Below are 20,334 nucleotides of genomic sequence, written 5' to 3'. Positions count from 1 at the left end.
CGTTATGAACAGTCCGACGTGGCTTCAACCGACCGATGACTTTGTGCATCGACACCTTGGTCCTGCCGATGCCGATATTCAAGAGATGCTGGCCATCTTAGGCCAGCAGTCGCTCGACACACTCGTCGATACGACCGTTCCACCTGATATCCGTCTTCGGCAAGCCCTGGACATTCCCAACGGTGAGGGCGAGCAAGCCGTTCTTGCGCGACTCCAGGGCATCGCAGCCCAGAACAAGGTTTATCGATCGCTGATCGGCATGGGGTACTACGACTGTGTCACACCTGGGGTGATTCAACGGAACATTCTCGAAAATCCGGCTTGGTATACGCAATACACTCCGTACCAAGCTGAGATCTCGCAAGGCCGCTTGGAGGCTCTTGTCACCTTTCAGACCATGGTCGGGGATCTGACCGGTCTCCCGCTGGCCAATGCGTCCCTGTTGGATGAAGCAACGGCGGCCGCTGAGGCGATGGCGATGTGTTACGCGATCGCCCGCCATGCCGGCCAGGAACGCCATGAGTTCTTCGTCTCGCGCGATTGTCATCCGCAAACTCTCGCTGTGTTGCAGACCAGGGCTGAGCCCCTGGGCATCGTCCTCAGAACGGGAGTCCCCTCGGCCGCTGATTGTGCGCGCCCAGAGCTGTGCGGCATCCTCCTGCAGTACCCGGCCACGGATGGGTATGTGGGCGATTTCAGCGCATTGGTGACCCAGGCCCATGAGGGCGGGGTTCTGGTCGTCGTGGCCACCGATCTGCTCGCACTCACGGTACTCCGTTCACCCGGAGAATTCGGTGCCGATATTGCCGTCGGTTCGACTCAACGGTTCGGCGTCCCGATCGGCTTCGGTGGACCCCATGCCGCCTTTCTAGCGACCAAAGAAGAGTTCAAACGGCAGATGCCTGGTCGACTCGTCGGCGTCTCCAAAGATGTCACCGGCAAGCTGGCTATCCGACTCTCCCTTCAAACACGCGAGCAACACATCCGACGGGAAAAGGCCACGAGTAATATCTGTACCGCCCAGGTCTTGCTGGCGGTGATGGCGGCCATGTTCGCGGTCTACCATGGGCCGGATGGGTTGCGCCGCATCGCCGAACGGGTCCATGGCCTGACGTTATTGCTCGCGGAAGGCCTGCGTCAGCTGGGCTTTGAGGTGTTGCCCAAGGTCTTTTTCGATACGATTCGAGTACCGGTATCCAAGCTCCAAGCCGAGCAGATCCACGCGAGAGCAGAGGCACAAGGAATCAATTTCCGACAGTACGAAGACGGCTCCATCGGCCTATCGCTCGACGAAGTCAGCTCCGAGCAGGAGGTGCACCGCCTCCTACAGATCTTCGTCGGCCACGACCAGTTGCCGTTTCGCCTCTCAGACATCGTCTCCTCCGTTGATCTGAAATATCCCGCGCCACTGATGCGGATCAGTCCGTATCTCACGCATGAGGTGTTCCACCGCTATCACTCTGAACACGAAATGCTCCGCTATCTCTATCGACTCCAGGCGCGAGACCTCTCGCTCGTACACTCAATGATCCCGTTGGGCTCCTGCACAATGAAGCTCAACGCCACATCAGAAATGCTGCCGGTGACCTGGCCCGAGTTCGCCCGTCTGCATCCGTTTGCCCCAGGTGATCAAACCCGTGGCTATCAAACCCTGTTTCGTCAGCTGGAAGGTTGGTTGGCCGAGATCGCAGGATTTGCGGCCTTCTCCCTTCAACCGAATGCGGGCTCTCAGGGCGAGTACTCCGGCTTGATGGTGATTCGGGCGTACCATAGGTCAAAGGGTGATGGACACCGCAATGTCTGTTTGATCCCCGTCTCAGCCCATGGGACGAATCCGGCTTCCGCCGCGATGGTCGGCATGACCGTGGTCGTCGTCGCCTGCGATCGGAACGGGAATGTGGATGTCGCGGATCTAGAAGCCAAAGCGGCGCAATACCGAGATCGATTGGCGGCGTTGATGCTGACCTATCCCTCCACGCATGGTGTGTTTGAGGCCAGCGTGCGGCGCATTTGCCAAATTGTCCATACCCACGGGGGACAGGTGTATATCGATGGAGCCAATATGAACGCCATGGTCGGCCTCTGCCGTCTGGGCGACATTGGGGCTGATGTCTGCCATCTGAATCTCCATAAGACGTTTTGTATTCCCCACGGCGGCGGCGGACCGGGGGTGGGACCCATTGGCGTCGCACGGCACCTGGTCCCGTTTCTGCCGGGGCACCCCGTGGTCAAGCTCGGTGGCCCGCAGACCATCGGCCCCGTATCAGCGGCGCCCTTTGGCAGTCCAGGTATTCTTCCGATCTCCTGGACCTATATCGCCATGATGGGACGCGAGGGTCTGACCAAGGCGACCCAGGTGGCTATCCTCAACGCCAACTACATGGCGAAGCGTCTGGAGAAGTACTATTCGATCCTGTATCGGGGAGAGACAGGATTGGTGGCGCATGAATTCATTTTGGACCTGCGCGAGTTCAAGGAGAGCGCCGGCGTTGAGGCAATGGATGTTGCTAAGCGACTGATGGACTACGGCTTCCATGCACCAACCGTGTCATTTCCCGTGGCTGGTACGCTCATGGTCGAACCGACGGAGAGCGAATCGAAGCATGAACTCGATCGTCTCTGCGAGGCGTTGACCTTGATCCGCGCCGAGATTCAGGAGATCGTCGACGGGCGCCAACCACGAACCAACAACGTGCTGAAGAACGCGCCTCATACCGCGGCGAGCGTCACCGCCACAGAGTGGAACCGACCCTATAGCCGCGAACAAGCCGCGTTTCCTGCCCCCTGGGTCAAACAGAGCAAGTTTTGGCCGAGCGTCAGCCGCATCGATGAAGCCTACGGCGACCGCCATCTCGTCTGCAGCTGTCCGCCGATCGAAAGCTATCAGTCCTAACCGAAGAGTCTTTCTCCACCTCTTGCCCACGGCTGGAGTTCCAACCGTGGGCATTGTGTTCGTCTCATCTTTCCTTGCCTGATTTTCAGCACAAGCAGTAGAGTACCGTAGACCCATCACGAAGGAGGAATTGGCATGACCAACCTGGGACGCCGAGACTTTCTGGTACGAACAGGCCTCGCATTAGGTGCAGCACTACTCGCCGATGCGCGTCCTTGTGCGCTGGCCAATCCATCATCACCACAGGGCAAGTTTGAGAGCTGGGAGAACATCAGGACGCAGTTCCCCCTCTGTCCACAGCTTATCCACTTGGCTGCGTTCTTCCTTGCATCCCATCCCACCCCGGTGCGTGAGGCGATCGAACGACATCGTGCCGGCCTGGATGCCGACCCCATCGGCTATTGGTTCGACCATGAAGAGAAACAGGAAGCGATGGTGCTCCAAGCCGCTGCCGAGTATCTGGGGGCCAATCCCACCGATATCGCCTTGACCGACAGCACGACGATGGGGCTGGGTCTCCTTTATGGCGGGCTCAAGCTAGGGAACGAACAGGAAATTTTGACCACGACCCATGACCACTATTCGACGGAAACCGCGCTGCGTCTCCGCGCTGAACGGACCGGCGCCATGGTGCGACAGATTCACCTCTATCGCTCGCTCAAGACAGTGTCTCGCGATGAAATCGTCGAGTCGTTGCGCAAGGGCATCACCCCGATGACGCGCATCGTGGCCGTCACCTGGGTCCATTCCAGCACGGGGCTCAAACTACCGATTCATGAGATGGCGTTAGCCATCCAGTCCATCAATCGTTCAAGAGACGAGCGGGACCGGATCATCTTCTGCGTGGATGGGGTCCATGCCTTAGGAGTCGAAGACTTCCGCGTCAGTGAGCTCGGCTGCGATTTTCTGGCGGCTGGGACCCACAAATGGATGTTCGGCCCACGCGGCACCGGCCTCGTCTGGGGCCATCCGAAGGCCTGGCCAATCGCCAGGGCCACGATCCCAACGTTTAGTAGTCAGGCCTATGACCTGTGGATGGAGAACAAATCATCGAAGGATCTCCCGCCATCAGTCCACATGACCCCGGGTGGGTTCCATTCCTTCGAACATCGTTGGGCGCTGGACGAAGCCTTCACGTTTCATCAGGCCATTGGAAAATCCCGAGTGACACAGCGCATCTACGAGTTGAACCAGCAGCTGAAGCAAGGCTTGATCGCCATGCCACATGTCACCCTGCACACACCGATGTCACAGGACCTGTCGGCTGGAATCGTCTGTTTTGAGGTGGCGGGAATGTCACCTCGCCAGGTCGTGGAGAGACTTCGGCAGCGCGGCATCGTCGGCAGTGTGACGCCCTACGCGACGAAATACGCCAGGCTGGCGCCGAACCTTATCAATTCAACAGCTGAAATCGAGAAAACATTGGGAGAGATCAGAAATCTACGCGTGGCGTAGCGCTGTGACTGGGAAATCTGTTCCTGGTTCGACAGGCTCACCACGAACGACGGCAACGGGTCTAAGAACAACGTGGAGAGGATTACTCGTTAATGTCCTGGATTAGACGAAAACCCATGTCGGTGAAGCGGATGTCTGGATCGCGCAAATCCCGGTAGGACACACATAACATGCCAGAGCTAGAGCCCCATGATCCACCCCTAATAACGCGAGTATCTTTCTTCTGTTCGTCATACCCTCTTGTGCACCACTCCCACACATTCCCCGCCATGTCGTAGCAGCCGTAAGGGCTGGCCCCTTGAGGATACTGGCTGACCGGGGTCGTATAAGCAGATTCATAACTGTTGCACTTCTGTTTATCGAATTCTTCACCCCATGGATACCGACGCCCATCCTCGCCTCGGGCGGCCTTTTCCCATTCCTGCTCGGTCGGAAGCCGCTTGCCTGCCCATTTCGCATAGGCTTCCGCCTCGTAATAGCTGACGCCAACGACAGGATGATTGGGTTTGTCCCATTTGCTGTCATACCAATATGCTGGACGGGTAATATTCTTTTCGGTCTTCCACTTCCACCCTTCCGGTGACCAGCATGCCTGATTTTCATAACCACCCGCCTCAATGAAGGCCCGATACTTCTCATTGGTCACGGGGTATTTGTCGATCCAATAGTCATGGTAGATCGTCTCGCGTTTTTCATTAATGCCGTACAAGAAGAGTCCTTTGCGAACCTTCACCATATCCACTGGTGCCGCAGGGTCAATGTGCTTTGTCCCAACAGATGGAGACTTGGTTAGAGTAGCCGTTTCCGACTGAGGCTCACTGAGGACTCGAACTGGCGGCATCAGCTTAGCAAGCAACCGATCCATGTCTTTATGAAAGTCCGGATCAGGACGGACGACAATGCCGTTTCGGTAGGACACGCCTTGAATACTGGCTGGAAGCCGCTCTGCTGGAGGCATCTTGGCACCACTGACCAACAAGGGAATTACCGGAATCTGCCGTTTCAACGCCGATTCTATTTCAATCCGAACGTAATCCCCAGGGTCTTCAAGCCTGGACTTCCCCTTGCGCCCCTTCCCTCTGAGCCAGTCCCGTCCGATCACCGCTAGAAACACATCGCACTTGGCCACCTGCTCATCCAAATAGGTCCGAAAGTCGATACCCAAGGGAATCGAATCCACATCTCGAAAGACCGACTGTGGAAACACCTGGATAAGTCGGTCATAGATACGACCGGTGACATCGGCACTATCCTCTCGGCGATAGGAAATTAGGATCTTGCTCATGGCCACACAATGCGGATGCTGGACACAAAATTCTTTCCTGGTTCGACTGGCTCACCACGAACGTATGTGCTGCATCCGTGCCAGATTCTACGGATTTTTCTGATGAACGCAAGGTGGAAGCTGACGCTTATGACCCTGACCAAAGGCAACTGTCAGGATGAGTAGCAGTATCGATCAGTGCGAGTAGGACTACATCGACCGGCGTCGGTGGACAGTTTTGAGACGAGGCTCGCTGCCTCCAAGCCGAGCAAGTCGCTTAGCCGCTTCGCGTGAAATCAAGGCCTCAAGTCCCAAGCGGACCAGCTGCGTTTTTTCTTGAACTCCGGTCAATTTCACCGCGCGCGCGAGAAGCTGGTCATCAATGTTGAGCGTGGTTCTCATATGTATGAATATGTATCATTGATACATCACCTATCAAGCTAGGTGAGAGGCTCTCGCAGTGTCTTGAGTGAGAATGGAAGAACACATGTGGAGGAGTAACGAAGTCGGTGCGGTCGTAGTCGCTACTTCTATGGCGGAACTGGTTTCGTAGGCCAAGGGGTGAGTTCAGACCCTGGTGACCGCTCTACTTCTCACCACACTTCTTGAATTGCGATTCGAGACATTGTTTGGTCAGGTCTTCGGCTTTTTGGATCTGAGCAGGCGTCATACGCTTCGCCATATGGTCCCGGTCCTTGATGATTTCCGTTTTTGACCCGCCGGTTGAGGACTCCCCAGCGACGCTGTACCACACATAGGCCCGCACTGAATCTGGTTGAACCCCCTGTCCCTTGGCGTACATCTGCGCCAGTTCGTTTTGCGCCCCGGCGTGGCCCTGGCCCGCCGCCAGGCGATGCCATTTCAAGGCCGCCTGATTGTCTTGCATCACCCCCAACCCGCTGGCATAGAGAAGCCCAAGATTGTACTGCGCCCGCACATCCCCCTTTTCCGCCTGCGGACGGAAGAGTCCAGCCGCACCTCGGTAGTCTCCTCGCTTTAACGCTTCGTAGGGTTCCTCCCCAGCGAGTGGGATCGATCTCTGGGGGACAACTGGCTTCGGAGCATTAGTCAGCGGTTCCACCGCCGTCGCAATTGTCGCATGGATCAGAAGTAAGACTCCTGCGAGCACAAGTCGCATCATGACATCCCCACCTTTCATCCTAATCATTTTTCGTGACGCCGACCGACTCGCCAGAAATAACCTGATAGCGGCTTCTTGTACCTTCCCATTCTCCGCAAGTGAATCCCTCAAGACACAGTTCATTGTTGTCGAACCTGACCGAGCTGTCATCAAAATACCATTTTGGAGACTGCGGATGATACGTGGAACGTTGTAAGAAGTAGTGATTGACTGGCCATGAGTCAACACAGGCGTCACGCGAGATAGATTTCATTATGTCAGGCAAGGAAGGTCTTGCACGGGTGTCGCTGGGTTAAGAAGTAGGAGTCTGAGACGATCTCATCCACCCTCCCGTCTCGTCTTCTCCTGTGTTCTCATCTATTCGTGAAAAGCGCGGAACAGATATGCCCCCCTTCTCGACGCTCTCGGTAAACATGGCAAGGGGTCTTATCCAGAGGCCTCGATCGCCATACAAAGCCCGGTACACGACAAACTCCTCTTCCGTTTCTGAATGTCTGGCAACCCCCAAGACTTCATACTGCTGACCCTTATGGTGACGGTACACTCCTGGTGAGACCATGATCACCGGTTCCTCATTGGGTAGATAACGGTCTGTTCACTCAAGAGTTACTTCCCCATTCAGCCCAGCCAGACGCCTGATGGGGTTTAACGATGCACTTTTTGGTCAGGAAAGGGAAACGTGTTGTGGTGCCGAAGCCGGGAGTTGAACCCGGACGCCCTTGCGAGCACCAGCTCCTGAGGCTGGCGTGTCTGCCATTCCACCACTTCGGCTCTAGAGGCTGCTGAAAATGGCTTCCACCGTCGTTCTCACATCGCTCGGATCCTCGACGTACTACCCTCCCGTACGCCTCGGACCCTCGCTCGTTGCGGCCTTGGTGGAACCCATTTTGAGCAGCCTGCGTGGAGTTCGATTGCCACCTGAACCATGTGGCCTTTGCGGCTTACTGACGTCCATGCATAAACTCCCCTTGCATGCCATACCGCGAGACGGGCGATTATCCTGAATTCTCCTCACCCACGTCAAGCAAGAGGTACGGGAGGGGTTTCCAAAGCAGTCCGGGCCCCCTCTTGAGGCATCGCCCATTGCCCAGCTGTACTGATGTCCTGAGGATCGCCGCTGACAATAATGCGTTCACGGACGAGTCCAGCCGCGGCCAGCAGTGACGGCACCGCAATCTGCGGAGCCTCATCGACCATGAGCACATCGAACCGCACGCGGTCGAACAACGGATCGGTCGCGACTCGCGTAGGCGTTGCGGCAACCAGCCGTCGATTCTGGACAAAGGCCTGGCGATTCGGATTTTCCTCAGCCGCGAGGAGCTCACGGACTTTCTTGGTCCCACCGAGTTTCGTAATCTGCTCCTTAAGGTCCTCACACTCAGCACGCTGTCCTCGAGGCACTGCAGCTTCCGGAACCAACTGCTGAATCCGCCCTTTTGCAACATCAATCTCGCTGTTCAGGCGATCCAGCTGACTCTGATACAGGGCACGGTACTGTTTGAGCGAGTCCACGTTTTTCCCAACGGCCTGCATCGCGAGACGCTGAAACAGTGGGAGCGTTTCAAATTCTTTGAGCGTGGTGTCGACCCCAGCCAGCTTGACCTGAAACTCTCGGAACTGCGTCACCAGGCGCCATTCCAAGAGCCGGACTTCATCCAAATCCCTTTGTTTTGCCTCCTTCTGGGACAGAAACGGAGCCAACTCTCGAAACCGGTCGTATTTTTGCCTCAACGAAGCCTTATCGCCCTGTGACTTGGCATAGAATTGATGCATCTGTGCTTCAAAGCCCAGCTCTTGAAGGTCAAGGCCAGCGGCTTGCGGGACAATCGGCAGTTCATAGCGCGTCACCCATGTTCTGGGGTTCAATCCGCCCGCCTTCATGGTGCGCCCTACCATCCCGACAAGCTCATCACTGGCTTCATGGCTGGGGCTAAGCAACAGGATACGCTTGTTGGCTCGAACCAGGTCCATTGCCAGAGCCCCAAGCTTCTGCCGACGGATCGCTTGGTCATCTGACCACACAGTCGTGAAGACGGAGGAGCTAGCGGAAGATGTTCCCACCTCCACGGCCGGCATCTGGAGGAGCGCCGCCAACCGCTCGGCCGGCCCAAGGTGGTACAGATCAGGCTTCGCCAGAATCTCTTTCAGACGAGCCACCGCCGTACCAACCAATCCAGCTTGGTCTGGAACTAGTGTGACAGAAGGGTCTTCACTTCCGAGGTGATCGACCAGTTGAACCAGAATTGATCGCCCCGTTTGACATAGTACAATTCCCTCGGTCGTATCCGTGTCATCGGCAGGGACGAGCGAGATCGGAAGGTCGATCGGCATCCTGACCCCATTGGGCACGACAAATTCGTATAGATGCAGTCCACCGGTCGTCCTGACGAATCGGCCCTGGGACGCAGTAATCGGAGCATCCTGTCCCCTTTCAACCAGACGCGCTTGCTCGCCTTCAAGGTTTACAATCCACGATTCGATCAGCTCCGCCGCGGTCATCACAGTTTCATCTCACCGATAGGTCCAATCAATAGGGTGGTCATGATAAATGCCCATCGCCATCACTGTCCACACTGGGGTAGGTTGAAGGTTGCCCTTGTCTTCACGACTCGACCTTGTCTAGAATGCACCGTTTCTCTTAGCACTTGCAGGATGCTCACAAAGACCGTCCAGCGAGGCCGCAGTGAGTGAGATGCTGGGGCATACTTCCGGGTATGTTGAGGCATTGAGCGATGCGAGAATGAAGCTGGCTGGTTTTTTCAACATCCTGCCGAGGAGGATCCGTGAAGGGCTTGAGATTTGAGAGAATTGCGACAGGACGCCACTACAACGTGGTCTTCCATATCGGTAGCACGTACGTCCCTGTGAGCGACGAGACCATCGACGAACTGAAGGAACAGAGCTTATTGCCGGCCGAACGCTTTCTCGACTTCCTCATCGACCGCGTCGGCTATTCATCTTATCTCAAGGATCAGATCCGCAACGAGCTGCAAGCGACGGGCGATCCCACCACGCAGATTACGGTGCTGCAGGGCGCGATCCGGGAGCTGTAGTATAGTCCTACCCTAAGTCTCCTTCATCCTCACTACGGTATTTCCCAGCTTTTGTCTCCCAATATTCCGCCATGACATTGCATCCATAGGCTCTAAGAACCAACCTACCCATCATTCTCAATCCCCTACCTGCCCTTCCAGGAACAGTTGATTCATAATTTGATTTCGCTTTTCGGGATCGCGATAGTACTTCAGCGCCTTTGTGTAGTTTTCCATCGCACTCTGGCGTTTTCCGCGGATCGCATAGATCTCCGCGATGCCATGATAGGCTCGCGCATCTTCCTCGTTGCACTTGAGTGCCCGGCTGAAAATGTCCGCCGCTTCTTGAAGTCGATGTTTGCCTAACGCGAGCCACCCGAGGGCGGAGTGAGCGGCGCCAAAATCAGGATCGGCATTGAGCGCATCTTGATAGCTTCGTTGCGCCAGGTCCAGACGACCGCGTGTTTCGTAGAGGCCGCCCAATGCAAAATATATTTCGGCGTCCTGGGGGTTCAGCTTCAACGCCGTCTTGTAGGATTGCACCGCCGGTTCCATCTTCCCCTGCTCAGCCAGGGCACAGCCGAGATTGGAATGCGCGGCGGAATCGCTCGGGGTGAGCTTGATCACCTCACGGTACTCTTTGATCGCCATCTCCAGCCGCCCTTGGTCTTGATAGGCCACACCCAGATTCATCCGAGCCGGCGCATAGTCCGGAGCCAGTCGGACCGCTTCACGATACTCTTTGATCGCCATCTCGAGATGACCGGCCCGTTCGTGAATCTGCGCGAGGAAGTAGTGCGGATAGGCAGATTGTGGAAGTAATCTTGCAGCCCCTGCGTATGACCCCATCGATTGTTCGGATTGCCCGGACTGGGCGAGAAACAAGCCTTTGACGAGATAGGCATAGCCGCTGTCTCCATACCGCTCGAGCAGGTCGTTCACCCAACTCCCAACGGCCGCAATGTGTTCCTGGGCTTCAAGACAGAGCGCATGGGTCTTCCACGCCTCGGCAAAACGACCCTGCACGAGGTACACCACATTCCGGGCAAAGAGAGGGCGCGGGTCCTTCGCTCCGTCCGGATCTCGGCTCCAAGCCAGAGCCTTGGTAAAGAGAGTGTCCCAAGATCCAGCCACAATGGCGGCTTCACATTGTTCCTGATGGGTGTGCATGAGCGGTACGAGGATCTTATCGAGTCAGCGCGTCTTCGACATCAGGCGGGGTCGCCTGGATTTGTTCGCCGAGGAAGGGAAACTTCTTGGCCAGTTGTTGCTTCATCTGCCAGGCCACCGTTCTGTACGACCAATGGCCTTTCACGCCGGACCGGAGCTTGCTGATATATTCCGCTTCCGCATAGTCCATTTTAAACAAGCACCGGACTTTGAAGCCAAATGGAATGGCGTAGAGCGAGGCTTCCTGGTCCTTCTTCCTCAGCGATTCGATATCCTGGCGCACAGCATCCATGGCCTGCCGATACTCCTGATCCAACCCGGCATCGATCAACGCCTGTGGGACATCGTAACCATGTACGGTGGTGAAATTCTGTTGCACTTGCTGGCACCGTCGATGGCGATGCATGTCCCGCCACGCACCGATATCCATCAGGATGTCGAAGGTGAAGGCATAGCCGCTGCGGAACTCTTTGATCAGCTCATCGTATGGACCACGCTGTCTCATGGCCACCTCGATGGTCGCCTGTTTTTCCTTCTCAGTCCACTCTCTCACCACCTCGAGTATTTTTCGGTACGGCGCCTGTGAGACACGGTAGAGCAGCGTCGCGACAATTTCGTCGACCGGATGATGAGGGTCCACCAGCTCGACCGACTCCACCGCTCCCCACGTCCCAGGCTGATCCAACCCCGTGCCGCGTAGGGCTTCTTTCGCATGGCGAGCAAGATCGGCATACACAGTTTCTTGGTAGACATTTGCTTTGGCATGCCGAGCCAGGGTCGGCGCCAGAGGGTCGCTCAGCCCTCCTCCCGTCTGTCCACAGAGGTCACTCCATACATTTACCGGTGGACGTTGACAGGCATCCTTCAAATCTTCCCCGATCGCCCGTAACTCCGGGAGCTGCGACGACAGGAGCCGCGTGATCTGTTTCTCCAACGTCCGGATACTGACGACCTGGCCGACATTGGTCTTGGCCGCAAGGGGAAGTAAATATCTCGTAACGTCAAAGGCTCTGGCCGCAATCGTCCGGTCATAGTCGGCCTGTTTCATCGACTCAGGCCGTGGCTCGCGGTCGCCAAGGAATTGCGTCAAAGGCTCGTGCAGGAGCCGGTACACATCACCAAGGCTTCGAAGAATCCCTTCATACAGAGCCTCGGTTTCACTTCCACGAATTTGGCCTGGGATGAACCATCGGCTCGAAGCAAAGTTTTGATAGCGGCTGGATTTTGCCTGACCGTCCCACAGCGGTTCATCTTCCAGGCGAATCGCGGCGAGTTCCGAAATCTCCTCAAAGCAGACTATGACGTGTCCAAGGTCGGCGATCGACGCATGTCCGTAATCAAAATAAAACTGCTCCCAGAATTTTTCCGACGAGTGTCCATACACCCATCGAATACTCTGCTCGATGGAGTCTGGAGAACGGCTGTACCGTGCCAACGCATAGGCGGACTTCTCAGGAGGCATGGGGGCCAAGGCCAAGACCCGACGCCCTGATTGATCTTGGTTCATAGAGGTGGGCACTATACCTCTCGATGTGGAACGGTGCAAGCTTCACGCCGTTGACTTGCCGCCGAGGCCGCCGCTATAGTCCGCGCGAACTCCGCAGCATGACAGGCACATACGTTAAGGAGATGACTCCGTGTCCGTAATTAAAGGGATTAAAGGCGTCAAAGATCTATTACCGGAAGAAACCCCTCGCTGGCGATTCATCGAAGAGTCTGCGAGGCGATGGGCGACCAGATACGGATTTCATGAAATTCGTATTCCGATCTTTGAGGTGACCACATTATTTGCACGTAGTATCGGTGCATCCACGGACATCGTTGAGAAAGAGATGTATACATTTCAAGACCGGGACGGCACCTCATTGACTCTTCGACCGGAGGGAACTGCCGGTACTGTTCGGGCTTATGTCGAGCACAATCGCGCCTCGATCCCGGTGCCTCAAAAATATTTCTATACTGGGCCAATGTTCCGCCATGAACGCCCCCAGGCCGGCCGGCTGAGGCAGTTTAACCAATTCGGTGTGGAATCATATGGAATGGCGGATCCTCGAGCTGATGTTGAAGTTATTGCGCTTTTATGGCGGATCCTCCATGACCTCGGCCTTCCTAGTCTTACCCTCGAAATCAATAACCTAGGCCAGGCCGCTGATCGGGAAGCCTATCGTCCGATCCTCGTCGAGTATTTAAAAGAACACAATGCTGGTTTGTGCGGGAATTGTAAACACCGCATCATGGCGAACCCGCTGCGCGTCCTCGATTGCAAAGTTCCTGAATGTCGCAACATCACAGAACCGGCCCCTCGTCTCTCCGAATCCCTTTCAGAGACCGCACGTTCCTACTTTACTCAAGTTCTTGCCGGGCTCGATCTTATCAAGATACCGTATTCCCTGAACCACCGGCTGGTTCGAGGCCTCGATTATTACAACCTCACAACCTTCGAGGTCACCGCGACCAACCTTGGAGCCCAGAATGCCGTTGGAGCAGGGGGGCGGTACGACGGGCTCGTGGAAACACTTGGAGGTACTTCGACTCCCGCGGTCGGTTTTGCTGTTGGACTCGAACGTATCGCCATGTTGTTACCAGACTCTCAGAAATCCCTATCGTCTCATGATAAGACTATCTATGTGGCGGGCTTTGGTGCTCAAGGATCTGTCGCCGGGGTCACCGCTCTCGAAGAACTTCGCCTCGCTGGAATATCAGCGGTCTCTGACTTTCGTTCAACAACCTTAAAAGCCCACCTTCGCCAAGCCGACCGACTCAGCTGCCACTTCACTCTGATACTCGGCGACGATGAGGTGACAAAAGGAGTAGCTCTGCTCCGGAATATGGAATCCAAGAGTCAGTATGACGTTCTCCTGGCATCTCTTTCCAACCAGATACAACCTCTTCTTTTGCCTTCTTGAGTGCTGTTTTTAGGCATTGACTTTCCCCTCAAAACCACTTAGTCTCATATTCGTTGATAACTTATCGAATACACTGAATATTCACATAAATTCCTGTGAATTAACTTGTGAAGAGAAAAGTTGGGTTCCTTCTAGCCCTCCCTCCGGAAGATCAAAGCTCTGAGACGGTCACTGGACTCGCCCACGCGGCATTAGATGCCGGTCATGAGGTGTATCTTTATCTCATCGATGAGGGAGTCAAAAATATGATGTCTCAACCTTATCGAGATCTTGCTCGGGCAGGAGTCCGAATGTTTGTCTGTGCATATGGTTGCCAACAACATCACGTTTCAACTGTGAATGTTGAAAAAGAATTCACGTTATGTGGATTAGTCGTTCTCTCTGGTCTCATTGATGCTTGTAAGCCGTTTATTTCCTTTACGTAAGCTGATTTGAATCTCCTGTGGCTAAAAACGTCGCCGTTGTCATTCAAGAAGATCCTCGTATCACACATAGGCCGGTTGAGGCATTACGGATTGCCCTCGGCCTTGTCGCTGGATCTCATGTTACGACCGTTATCTTGCTCGGTGAGGCTGTCCGCTTACTAACTAACGATATCGATGACATTATTGATCTTGATATTCTTGAGAAGTATCTTCCCTCGATTGAGCAACTTGATATCCCTTTTATAGTCCCAAAAGTATTTGATATTTCAGCGTTAAGTGGGAAATTCTCAGTTCAGTGTGAGTCAGAGGATGCGGTGGCTGCTGTTATTAAGTCTATGGATTGCACACTCGTTTTTTAACTGAAAGAGTTCTCATGGATTCAGTTGTGTATTTAGTTCGATCATCACAAGAGAGGATCTCGCCATTTTTGTATCCAAAGACAAAGGACGTTACTGTTATTGCAGTTGAAAAGAATTCTGTAGCAGGAAGGGTAGTAGAGAGTATACCTGGTTGTTCAAAGGAGAAGGGAACAGCATTGTCATACAGCGAACTATTGGAGGTTATTATAGAAAATCAGCAGGTTATTACTCTGTAACTCCGATGTTCCTTAATAAAGAAAATTCGTCGTCGTCGGATTAGGAGTAATGAAGTGGATAGTGTGGATAGTGTGAAAGTGTTTGATTGTATTTGAAAATTTTCACCAATCACTTCTAGATAACCTTGGGGAGAGCCTCTGTGGGGAGCCGGAAGAATATGTGAGTATCCGGTGAATAGATTTTTAAGAAGGAGTATCACCTCAACAGAATGTGGCTAGCGATCCTATTCATCGGACCTTCTTTATAGTAGAAAAACGAAGAAAATGAGTACTTATCCACAAGTGTGCGTAATCCTGTGTATAGAGAGTGAATCCGGCTTATGAGTATAGAAATTGAATGGGATGAGGCCCTTGAGTACGTTCAACAGAAGGTCCCTAAACAGGTTTTCGATACCTGGTTTCTGCCGGTACAATTTGATCGAGCTGAAAATTCAACGGTTTACCTCGGGGTGCCTAATAAGTTCTTTGGAGAGTGGTTGGAGACACACTATGGAGCTCTCCTTACTGAAGCTGTGGCAATCGCAAGTGGGGGTGAACCTCTGACTGTCGCGTTTATTGTGCGTGAGAGGGCAACAGCATCTCCGACCGAGCCACCATCCTCGGCACAAGGGGGAAAGGGGCAGTCCCCACCAAAACCACGGCGTGGTATTCTCCTGAACCCAAAATATACGTTCCGGAATTTTGTGGTCGGGGCCGGAAATCAGTTTGCCCATGCGGCTTGTATGGCGGTGGCGGAGCAACCAGGGCAAACCTACAACCCTTTGTTTATCTATGGCGGTGTGGGACTCGGAAAAACGCATCTCCTCAACGCCATAGGGAATCATGTGGCGGAACAGAGAGACCTCCGAATTGCCTACTTAACGACTGAGCAGTTCACAAACGAGGTCATTAACTCGATCCGTTACGATAAAATGATGGATCTCCGAAAGCGCTACCGACACATCGACATGCTGATGATCGATGATATTCAATTTCTCGTCGGGAAGGAACGGACACAGGAAGAGTTTTTCCATACGTTCAACGCGCTCTATGAAGGCCATAAACAAATTGTGCTGTCGAGTGATCGGTTTCCGAAGGACATGCCCGATATCGAGGAACGGTTACGCTCCCGATTTGAGTGGGGCCTGATCGCAGACTTACAGCCTCCGGATGTCGAGACACGAATCGCGATTTTGAGGAAAAAATCAGAGGATGAAGGAGTCAAACTTCCCGAGGATGTGATCCAGTTTCTTTCAACCACCATGAAGAGCAACATCCGGGAATTAGAGGGAAGCCTCGTCCGGCTAGGGGCCTATGCTTCGCTCACCGGGCAAGTCATTAGTCTCGACCTGGCAAAAACTGTTCTGCGGGACCTCATTGGAGATAAGAAAAAAGTTGTGGCGATGGATGACATCCAGGAGGCCGTCTGCGCTCAATTTCACGTCAAGATCGCGGAACTAAAATCTCGACGCCGAAGCAAGACCCTCGTGCATCCTCGACAGATTGCGATGTATCTCTGTCGGGAACTGACGGACGCTTCATACCCTGAAATTGGGCGGCAATTCGGTGGGAAAGACCATACGACCATTATTCACGCCTGCCGCCAGGTGACGAAAGCCAAGGAGACCGATACAGGATTGCAGACGACGATCGAATCATTGAAAGAGCAGATCCTTCGCAGTTAGCGACGTCGATGGGGGAGCATTCCATGAAAGTACGGATCGGGCGAGATGAGTTATTGACGGGCCTTCAGCGTGTGCAGGGCGTCGTGGAAAAACGCAACACCATGCCGATTCTGTCGAATATCCTGTTGGAAGCCAAGCAGGACGGAGTAGAGATCGTGGCGACAGACCTTGAGCTTGGCATGAGAGGTCTGTACAAGGCGACGGTGTTGTCGACAGGAGGGGTGACCATCTCCGCTAGGAAACTCTTTGAAATCGTGAAGGAGTTGCCGGCTGGTGACATCGAGCTGACGGCGACGGACAATAACTGGACGACGATTCAGGCTGGGAGAAGCCAGTTCAAAATCGTGGGCCTCCCCAGCTCCGATTATCCGGCGTTACCGGCAATCGAGCGAGAGGGCTTAATGCCGTTGGCTGGAGACGGGTTGCTCGAATTGATTCGAAAGACGCTGTTTGCCGCCGGAGACAATGATGCCCGGTATATTCTCAACGGACTCCTCGTCAACTTGATTGTCACTGAAAAGAAGACCACCCTCCGATTAGTCGGCACGGACGGCCACCGTCTGGCTGTCGCAGAACAGGAGGTCGGCAAAGCGGGGGCCAAGGCGACGGGCGCTCCCCAGGAAATGAAAGCGATTATTCCCAAGAAAGCTGCGCACGAGATTCGCCATCTCTTGGAAGAAGGCGGAGATGGTGAACCGCTCATCGGGTTTTCGAAAAATCTCATGATCTTTCGAAAGAGCGGCCTACTCCTGACGTCACGGCTGATGGAGGGCAATTATCCGAACTACCAACAGGTGATCCCAAAAGATGGAGGCAAGACCATCAGTGTCACTCGAACGGATTTGGAGAGTGCTCTGCGTCGTGTGTCGGTCCTGTCGAAAGACAAGGCCAGCGCGGTAAAGCTTTCCTTTGGACCCGGCAAGATGACGCTATTTTCTGCCAGCCCTGATTTCGGCGAAGCGACGGAGGAATTACCCGCCCGCTATGAGGGAGAAATCCTGACGACCGGCTTCAATGCTCGCTACCTCTTGGATGTCTTTAGTGTGATGGAGGGTGAAACGATTTCCCTCCAGATGGAGACGCCGCTGAGTCCCTGTCTGGTGCAGGAACCGGAAAGCCCCGGTTTCAAGTGCGTGGTCATGCCGGTGAAGATTTAGCGGAATGCTGCACGCACTCACGATCATAGTTCCTCTATTTCTGGACGGCTCCACAGATCGAATCCTAGGTGTTACCCCATGGACGAAAGCTTTGTCCCAAACTGACTTAAGTCCTCTGATCACGAGGATGGAATAGGTAGCGGATGGCCACGGAAGAACAATCTCCAACGAAGTCTGATAGCTATAGTGCCGATCAAATTAAAGTCCTTGAAGGACTCGATGCCGTCCGAAAACGGCCGGCGATGTACATCGGGAGCACCGGAGTCGATGGGTTGCACCATCTCGTCTATGAAGTCGTCGACAACAGTGTCGATGAACATATGGCGGGGTTCGGGGAAGCTATCGAGGTAACCATCCACATCGACGGAAGCGTGACGGTGACCGACAACGGGCGCGGAATCCCCACCGGGATGCACTCAACACAGAAGAAGTCTGCGGCAGAAGTCGCGCTCACCGTACTCCATGCGGGAGGCAAATTCGAACAGGGTGCGTATACCGTCTCCGGCGGTTTACATGGAGTTGGCATCTCCGTCGTGAATGCCCTGTCCGAGTGGCTTGAGCTGGAGATCTGGCAGGACGGCCAAGTGTTCGAACAGCGATACGAACGAGGGAAAGCCAGCGCACCCCTCACGGCGACAGGCAAGACCAAACGCCGAGGAACCAAGGTTCGGTTCAAGCCGGACGGCCAAGTCTTTGAAACGCTGGAGTTCAGTTTCGACGTATTGGCTCAGCGGTTGCGGGAACTGGCTTTCTTGAACAAGGGTCTCGCGATTACGCTCCGAGATGAACGAAAAGAACCGGCCAAAGAACAAGTCTTCTTGTACAAGGGCGGAATCGTGTCCTTTGTCGAGCACCTCAATGAAGCCAAAACACCCCTGCACAAGCCGATCTACGTCAAAGTCGAGAAGCCGGAAATGATCCTGGAAGTAGCGCTCCAGTACAACGACAGTTATGCGGAAAATCTCTTTTCGTTTGCGAACAACATCAATACCAAGGAAGGCGGTACGCACTTGGTCGGGTTCAAAGCCGCCCTCACCAGAACGATCAACAATTACGCCAATGCCAACGACCTGCTCAAGAAAGAAACGGAATCGCTGACCGGAGACGATGTGCGGGAGGGATTGACGTCGGTGGTCAGCGTCAAGGTTCGCAATCCACAGTTCGAAGGCCAGACCAAGGCCAAGCTTGGGAATAGCGAAGTCAAAGGTGTTGTCGAGGCCGCAGTCAACGAGGCCTTGGGCAATTATTTTGAGGAAAATCCTCCCGTCGCCAAAAAGATCATTGGCAAGGCGGTGGACGCAGCGCGCGCGCGCGAAGCCGCACGGAAAGCCAAGGATCTGATCAGACGCAAGAGCGCTCTCGACGGCGGTTCGCTGCCCGGAAAATTGGCGGATTGCTCCGAGAAAGATCCCGCCTTAAGCGAACTCTACATCGTGGAGGGAGATTCAGCCGGTGGATCTGCGAAGCAGGGACGTGACCGCAAATTTCAGGCAATCTTGCCGCTCAAGGGCAAGATCCTGAACGTGGAGAAGGCGCGGTTCGACAAGATGCTGTCCAGCGATGAGATCAGAACGCTCATCATGGCGCTCGGCACCGGGATCGGTCGCAAACGGGAAGAAGGGGACAAGGCGGAGAAAGACGCCTTCGATATTGCCAAGGCACGGTATCACAAGATCATTCTCATGACCGACGCTGACGTGGACGGCAGCCATATCCGCACGTTGCTGTTGACGTTCTTCTTCCGGCAGATGCCAGAGCTGATCGAACGAGGGTATATCTATATCGCGCAACCTCCGCTGTTCAAAGTCAAGAAAGGCAAGTCGGAGCGGTATCTCAAAGACGAAGGGTTATTGAACGAATACCTCGCCGACTTGGCAGTCGAGGATGTTGAACTGTCCATGGAGGGAGCTCAGGCGTACGTGACCGGGCGTCGACTCCTGCCCATTCTGAAGAAAATGATTGCCTTCGAAACCTTGCTCGGTCGACTCAATAAAAAATCACACGCGGCGGCCATACTTCGCGCCTTTGTCGATGAACCGGGGCTCGACCGCGAACGACTCAAAGATCGCGCGGCACTGCAACGATCAGTCGAGAACGTCACGCAATCGTTGGCCGTGGTGTTTCCGAATGTGACCCCGACGTTTGATATCCTCGTGGACGAGGAACACCAGTCCAACAAGGTCGCCTGCCGGCTGCATATGAGTGGGGTCACCCATGAGTTGGAAGTGACGCATGACCTGGTCGGGTCCGCCGACTTCCGGGAACTCCAGAAACTGACACCCTCTGCGATCGGACTCGGACGAGCTCCGTACAAGCTGAAGGCCAAGGGCGAGGAAAAGCCGATTCAATCTACCGATGAGTTGGTCAAGGCTATTCTGGATATGGGAAAACAAGGCCTCAGCATTCAGCGCTATAAAGGTCTCGGAGAAATGAACCCGGGACAGCTCTGGGAAACGACGATGAATCCTGAAATACGAACGCTCCTGAGGGTCACCCTTGAGGACCTCACCGGCGTGGATGAAATCTTCACCATCTTGATGGGCGATGAGGTCGAGCCCCGGCGCAATTTCATCCAAACCCATGCTCTGGAAGTGCGGAATTTGGACGTGTAAGACGTAGCTGCGGATGTCCT

Annotated in this window: 17 protein-coding genes and 1 tRNA gene; 10 read left to right on the top strand and 8 right to left on the bottom strand. The window is 54.5% G+C overall.

All coding sequences use genetic code 11. The features are described 5' to 3' along the window. Positions 1-4: 4 nt before the first annotated feature. Both gcvP and COMA1_RS04345 read left to right on the top strand, forming a co-directional pair. Positions 5-2,893 (top strand): aminomethyl-transferring glycine dehydrogenase, encoded by a 2,889-nt coding sequence (gcvP, locus tag COMA1_RS04350; RefSeq protein WP_090744280.1) that lies wholly within the window; start codon positions 5-7, stop codon positions 2,891-2,893. Positions 2,894-3,028: 135 nt separating this feature from the next. Next, positions 3,029-4,348, top strand: a complete 1,320-nt coding sequence (locus COMA1_RS04345; protein ID WP_090744277.1) for an aminotransferase class V-fold PLP-dependent enzyme — start codon at positions 3,029-3,031, stop codon at positions 4,346-4,348. An 82-nt stretch (positions 4,349-4,430) separates the two neighbouring features. On the opposite strand, the gene COMA1_RS21340 is transcribed toward COMA1_RS04345, so the two are convergent. From COMA1_RS21340 to COMA1_RS04315, 6 genes are all read right to left on the bottom strand, one after another. Then, positions 4,431-5,633 carry an SUMF1/EgtB/PvdO family nonheme iron enzyme gene (locus COMA1_RS21340; RefSeq protein WP_218055302.1) on the bottom strand — a complete coding sequence of 401 codons (1,203 nt, stop codon included), beginning with the start codon at positions 5,631-5,633 and terminating at the stop codon, positions 4,431-4,433. Positions 5,634-5,822: 189 nt separating this feature from the next. After that, positions 5,823-6,014, bottom strand: coding sequence for a type II toxin-antitoxin system VapB family antitoxin (locus tag COMA1_RS04335; RefSeq protein WP_090744274.1), 192 nt, complete (start codon positions 6,012-6,014; stop codon positions 5,823-5,825). A 184-nt stretch (positions 6,015-6,198) separates the two neighbouring features. Beyond that, on the bottom strand, positions 6,199-6,753 hold the full coding sequence (locus tag COMA1_RS04330) for a tetratricopeptide repeat protein (protein WP_176697847.1): 555 nt from the start codon (positions 6,751-6,753) through the stop codon (positions 6,199-6,201). 292 nt (positions 6,754-7,045) lie between these two features. Continuing rightward, entirely contained in the window at positions 7,046-7,312 is a 267-nt protein-coding gene (locus tag COMA1_RS04325) for a DUF1653 domain-containing protein (RefSeq protein WP_090746828.1), read from the bottom strand. Between the two features lie 126 nt (positions 7,313-7,438). Next, a tRNA-Leu gene (locus tag COMA1_RS04320) sits at positions 7,439-7,524 on the bottom strand. Between the two features lie 249 nt (positions 7,525-7,773). Further along, positions 7,774-9,252: an AAA domain-containing protein gene (locus COMA1_RS04315; protein ID WP_090744268.1), complete on the bottom strand. Its 1,479-nt coding sequence runs from the start codon at positions 9,250-9,252 to the stop codon at positions 7,774-7,776. Positions 9,253-9,536: 284 nt separating this feature from the next. On the opposite strand from COMA1_RS04315, the gene COMA1_RS04310 reads away from it, so the two are divergent. After that, on the top strand, positions 9,537-9,806 hold the full coding sequence (locus COMA1_RS04310; protein WP_086426170.1) for a hypothetical protein: 270 nt from the start codon (positions 9,537-9,539) through the stop codon (positions 9,804-9,806). 117 nt (positions 9,807-9,923) lie between these two features. On the opposite strand, the gene COMA1_RS04305 is transcribed toward COMA1_RS04310, so the two are convergent. Together COMA1_RS04305 and COMA1_RS04300 are read right to left on the bottom strand one after the other, a co-directional pair. Next, entirely contained in the window at positions 9,924-10,955 is a 1,032-nt protein-coding gene (locus tag COMA1_RS04305; protein ID WP_090744263.1) for a tetratricopeptide repeat protein, read from the bottom strand. A 16-nt stretch (positions 10,956-10,971) separates the two neighbouring features. Then, positions 10,972-12,462, bottom strand: a complete 1,491-nt coding sequence (locus COMA1_RS04300; protein ID WP_218055301.1) for an FAD-dependent thymidylate synthase — start codon at positions 12,460-12,462, stop codon at positions 10,972-10,974. 130 nt (positions 12,463-12,592) lie between these two features. Between COMA1_RS04300 and hisS the strand changes: the two genes are divergently transcribed. The 7 genes from hisS to gyrB all read left to right on the top strand — a co-directional run bounded on the left by hisS (position 12,593) and on the right by gyrB (position 20,314). Further along, a complete protein-coding gene (gene hisS, locus COMA1_RS04295; protein WP_090744260.1) occupies positions 12,593-13,861 on the top strand; it encodes a histidine--tRNA ligase in 1,269 nt (422 codons plus the stop codon). A gap of 107 nt (positions 13,862-13,968) precedes the next feature. Next, complete coding sequence (locus tag COMA1_RS04290; RefSeq protein WP_090744256.1) at positions 13,969-14,286, top strand: DsrE family protein; 318 nt, start codon at positions 13,969-13,971, stop codon at positions 14,284-14,286. A gap of 17 nt (positions 14,287-14,303) precedes the next feature. Continuing rightward, complete coding sequence (locus tag COMA1_RS04285) at positions 14,304-14,645, top strand: hypothetical protein (protein WP_090744253.1); 342 nt, start codon at positions 14,304-14,306, stop codon at positions 14,643-14,645. A gap of 14 nt (positions 14,646-14,659) precedes the next feature. Next, positions 14,660-14,881 (top strand): hypothetical protein, encoded by a 222-nt coding sequence (locus tag COMA1_RS20555; RefSeq protein WP_141654214.1) that lies wholly within the window; start codon positions 14,660-14,662, stop codon positions 14,879-14,881. Positions 14,882-15,207: 326 nt separating this feature from the next. Then, a complete protein-coding gene (gene dnaA / locus COMA1_RS04280; protein ID WP_407921311.1) occupies positions 15,208-16,545 on the top strand; it encodes a chromosomal replication initiator protein DnaA in 1,338 nt (445 codons plus the stop codon). A 23-nt stretch (positions 16,546-16,568) separates the two neighbouring features. After that, positions 16,569-17,702, top strand: coding sequence for a DNA polymerase III subunit beta (gene dnaN / locus COMA1_RS04275; protein WP_176697846.1), 1,134 nt, complete (start codon positions 16,569-16,571; stop codon positions 17,700-17,702). Positions 17,703-17,845: 143 nt separating this feature from the next. After that, on the top strand, positions 17,846-20,314 hold the full coding sequence (gene gyrB, locus COMA1_RS04270; RefSeq protein ID WP_090744244.1) for a DNA topoisomerase (ATP-hydrolyzing) subunit B: 2,469 nt from the start codon (positions 17,846-17,848) through the stop codon (positions 20,312-20,314). The last annotated feature ends 20 nt before the right edge of the window (positions 20,315-20,334 follow it).

The sequence above is a fragment of the Candidatus Nitrospira nitrosa genome (assembly GCF_001458735.1).
GTDB classification, from domain to species: domain Bacteria; phylum Nitrospirota; class Nitrospiria; order Nitrospirales; family Nitrospiraceae; genus Nitrospira_D; species Nitrospira_D nitrosa.
The sequence above is the reverse complement of the archived record's forward strand: the minus strand, read 5'-3'. Positions and strand labels throughout refer to the sequence as shown.

Coding starts and splice junctions, on each gene's coding strand:
- COMA1_RS04315 (WP_090744268.1), bottom strand. CDS start 9,252: ATGACCGCGGCGGAGCTGATCGAATCGTGGATTGTAAACCTTGAAGGC.
- dnaN (WP_176697846.1), top strand. CDS start 16,569: ATGAAAGTACGGATCGGGCGAGATGAGTTATTGACGGGCCTTCAGCGT.
- COMA1_RS04305 (WP_090744263.1), bottom strand. CDS start 10,955: ATGCACACCCATCAGGAACAATGTGAAGCCGCCATTGTGGCTGGATCT.
- COMA1_RS04330 (WP_176697847.1), bottom strand. CDS start 6,753: ATGATGCGACTTGTGCTCGCAGGAGTCTTACTTCTGATCCATGCGACA.
- COMA1_RS04345 (WP_090744277.1), top strand. CDS start 3,029: ATGACCAACCTGGGACGCCGAGACTTTCTGGTACGAACAGGCCTCGCA.
- COMA1_RS21340 (WP_218055302.1), bottom strand. CDS start 5,633: ATGAGCAAGATCCTAATTTCCTATCGCCGAGAGGATAGTGCCGATGTC.
- gcvP (WP_090744280.1), top strand. CDS start 5: ATGAACAGTCCGACGTGGCTTCAACCGACCGATGACTTTGTGCATCGA.
- COMA1_RS04300 (WP_218055301.1), bottom strand. CDS start 12,462: ATGAACCAAGATCAATCAGGGCGTCGGGTCTTGGCCTTGGCCCCCATG.
- gyrB (WP_090744244.1), top strand. CDS start 17,846: ATGGCCACGGAAGAACAATCTCCAACGAAGTCTGATAGCTATAGTGCC.
- COMA1_RS04325 (WP_090746828.1), bottom strand. CDS start 7,312: ATGGTCTCACCAGGAGTGTACCGTCACCATAAGGGTCAGCAGTATGAA.
- COMA1_RS20555 (WP_141654214.1), top strand. CDS start 14,660: ATGGATTCAGTTGTGTATTTAGTTCGATCATCACAAGAGAGGATCTCG.
- COMA1_RS04335 (WP_090744274.1), bottom strand. CDS start 6,014: ATGAGAACCACGCTCAACATTGATGACCAGCTTCTCGCGCGCGCGGTG.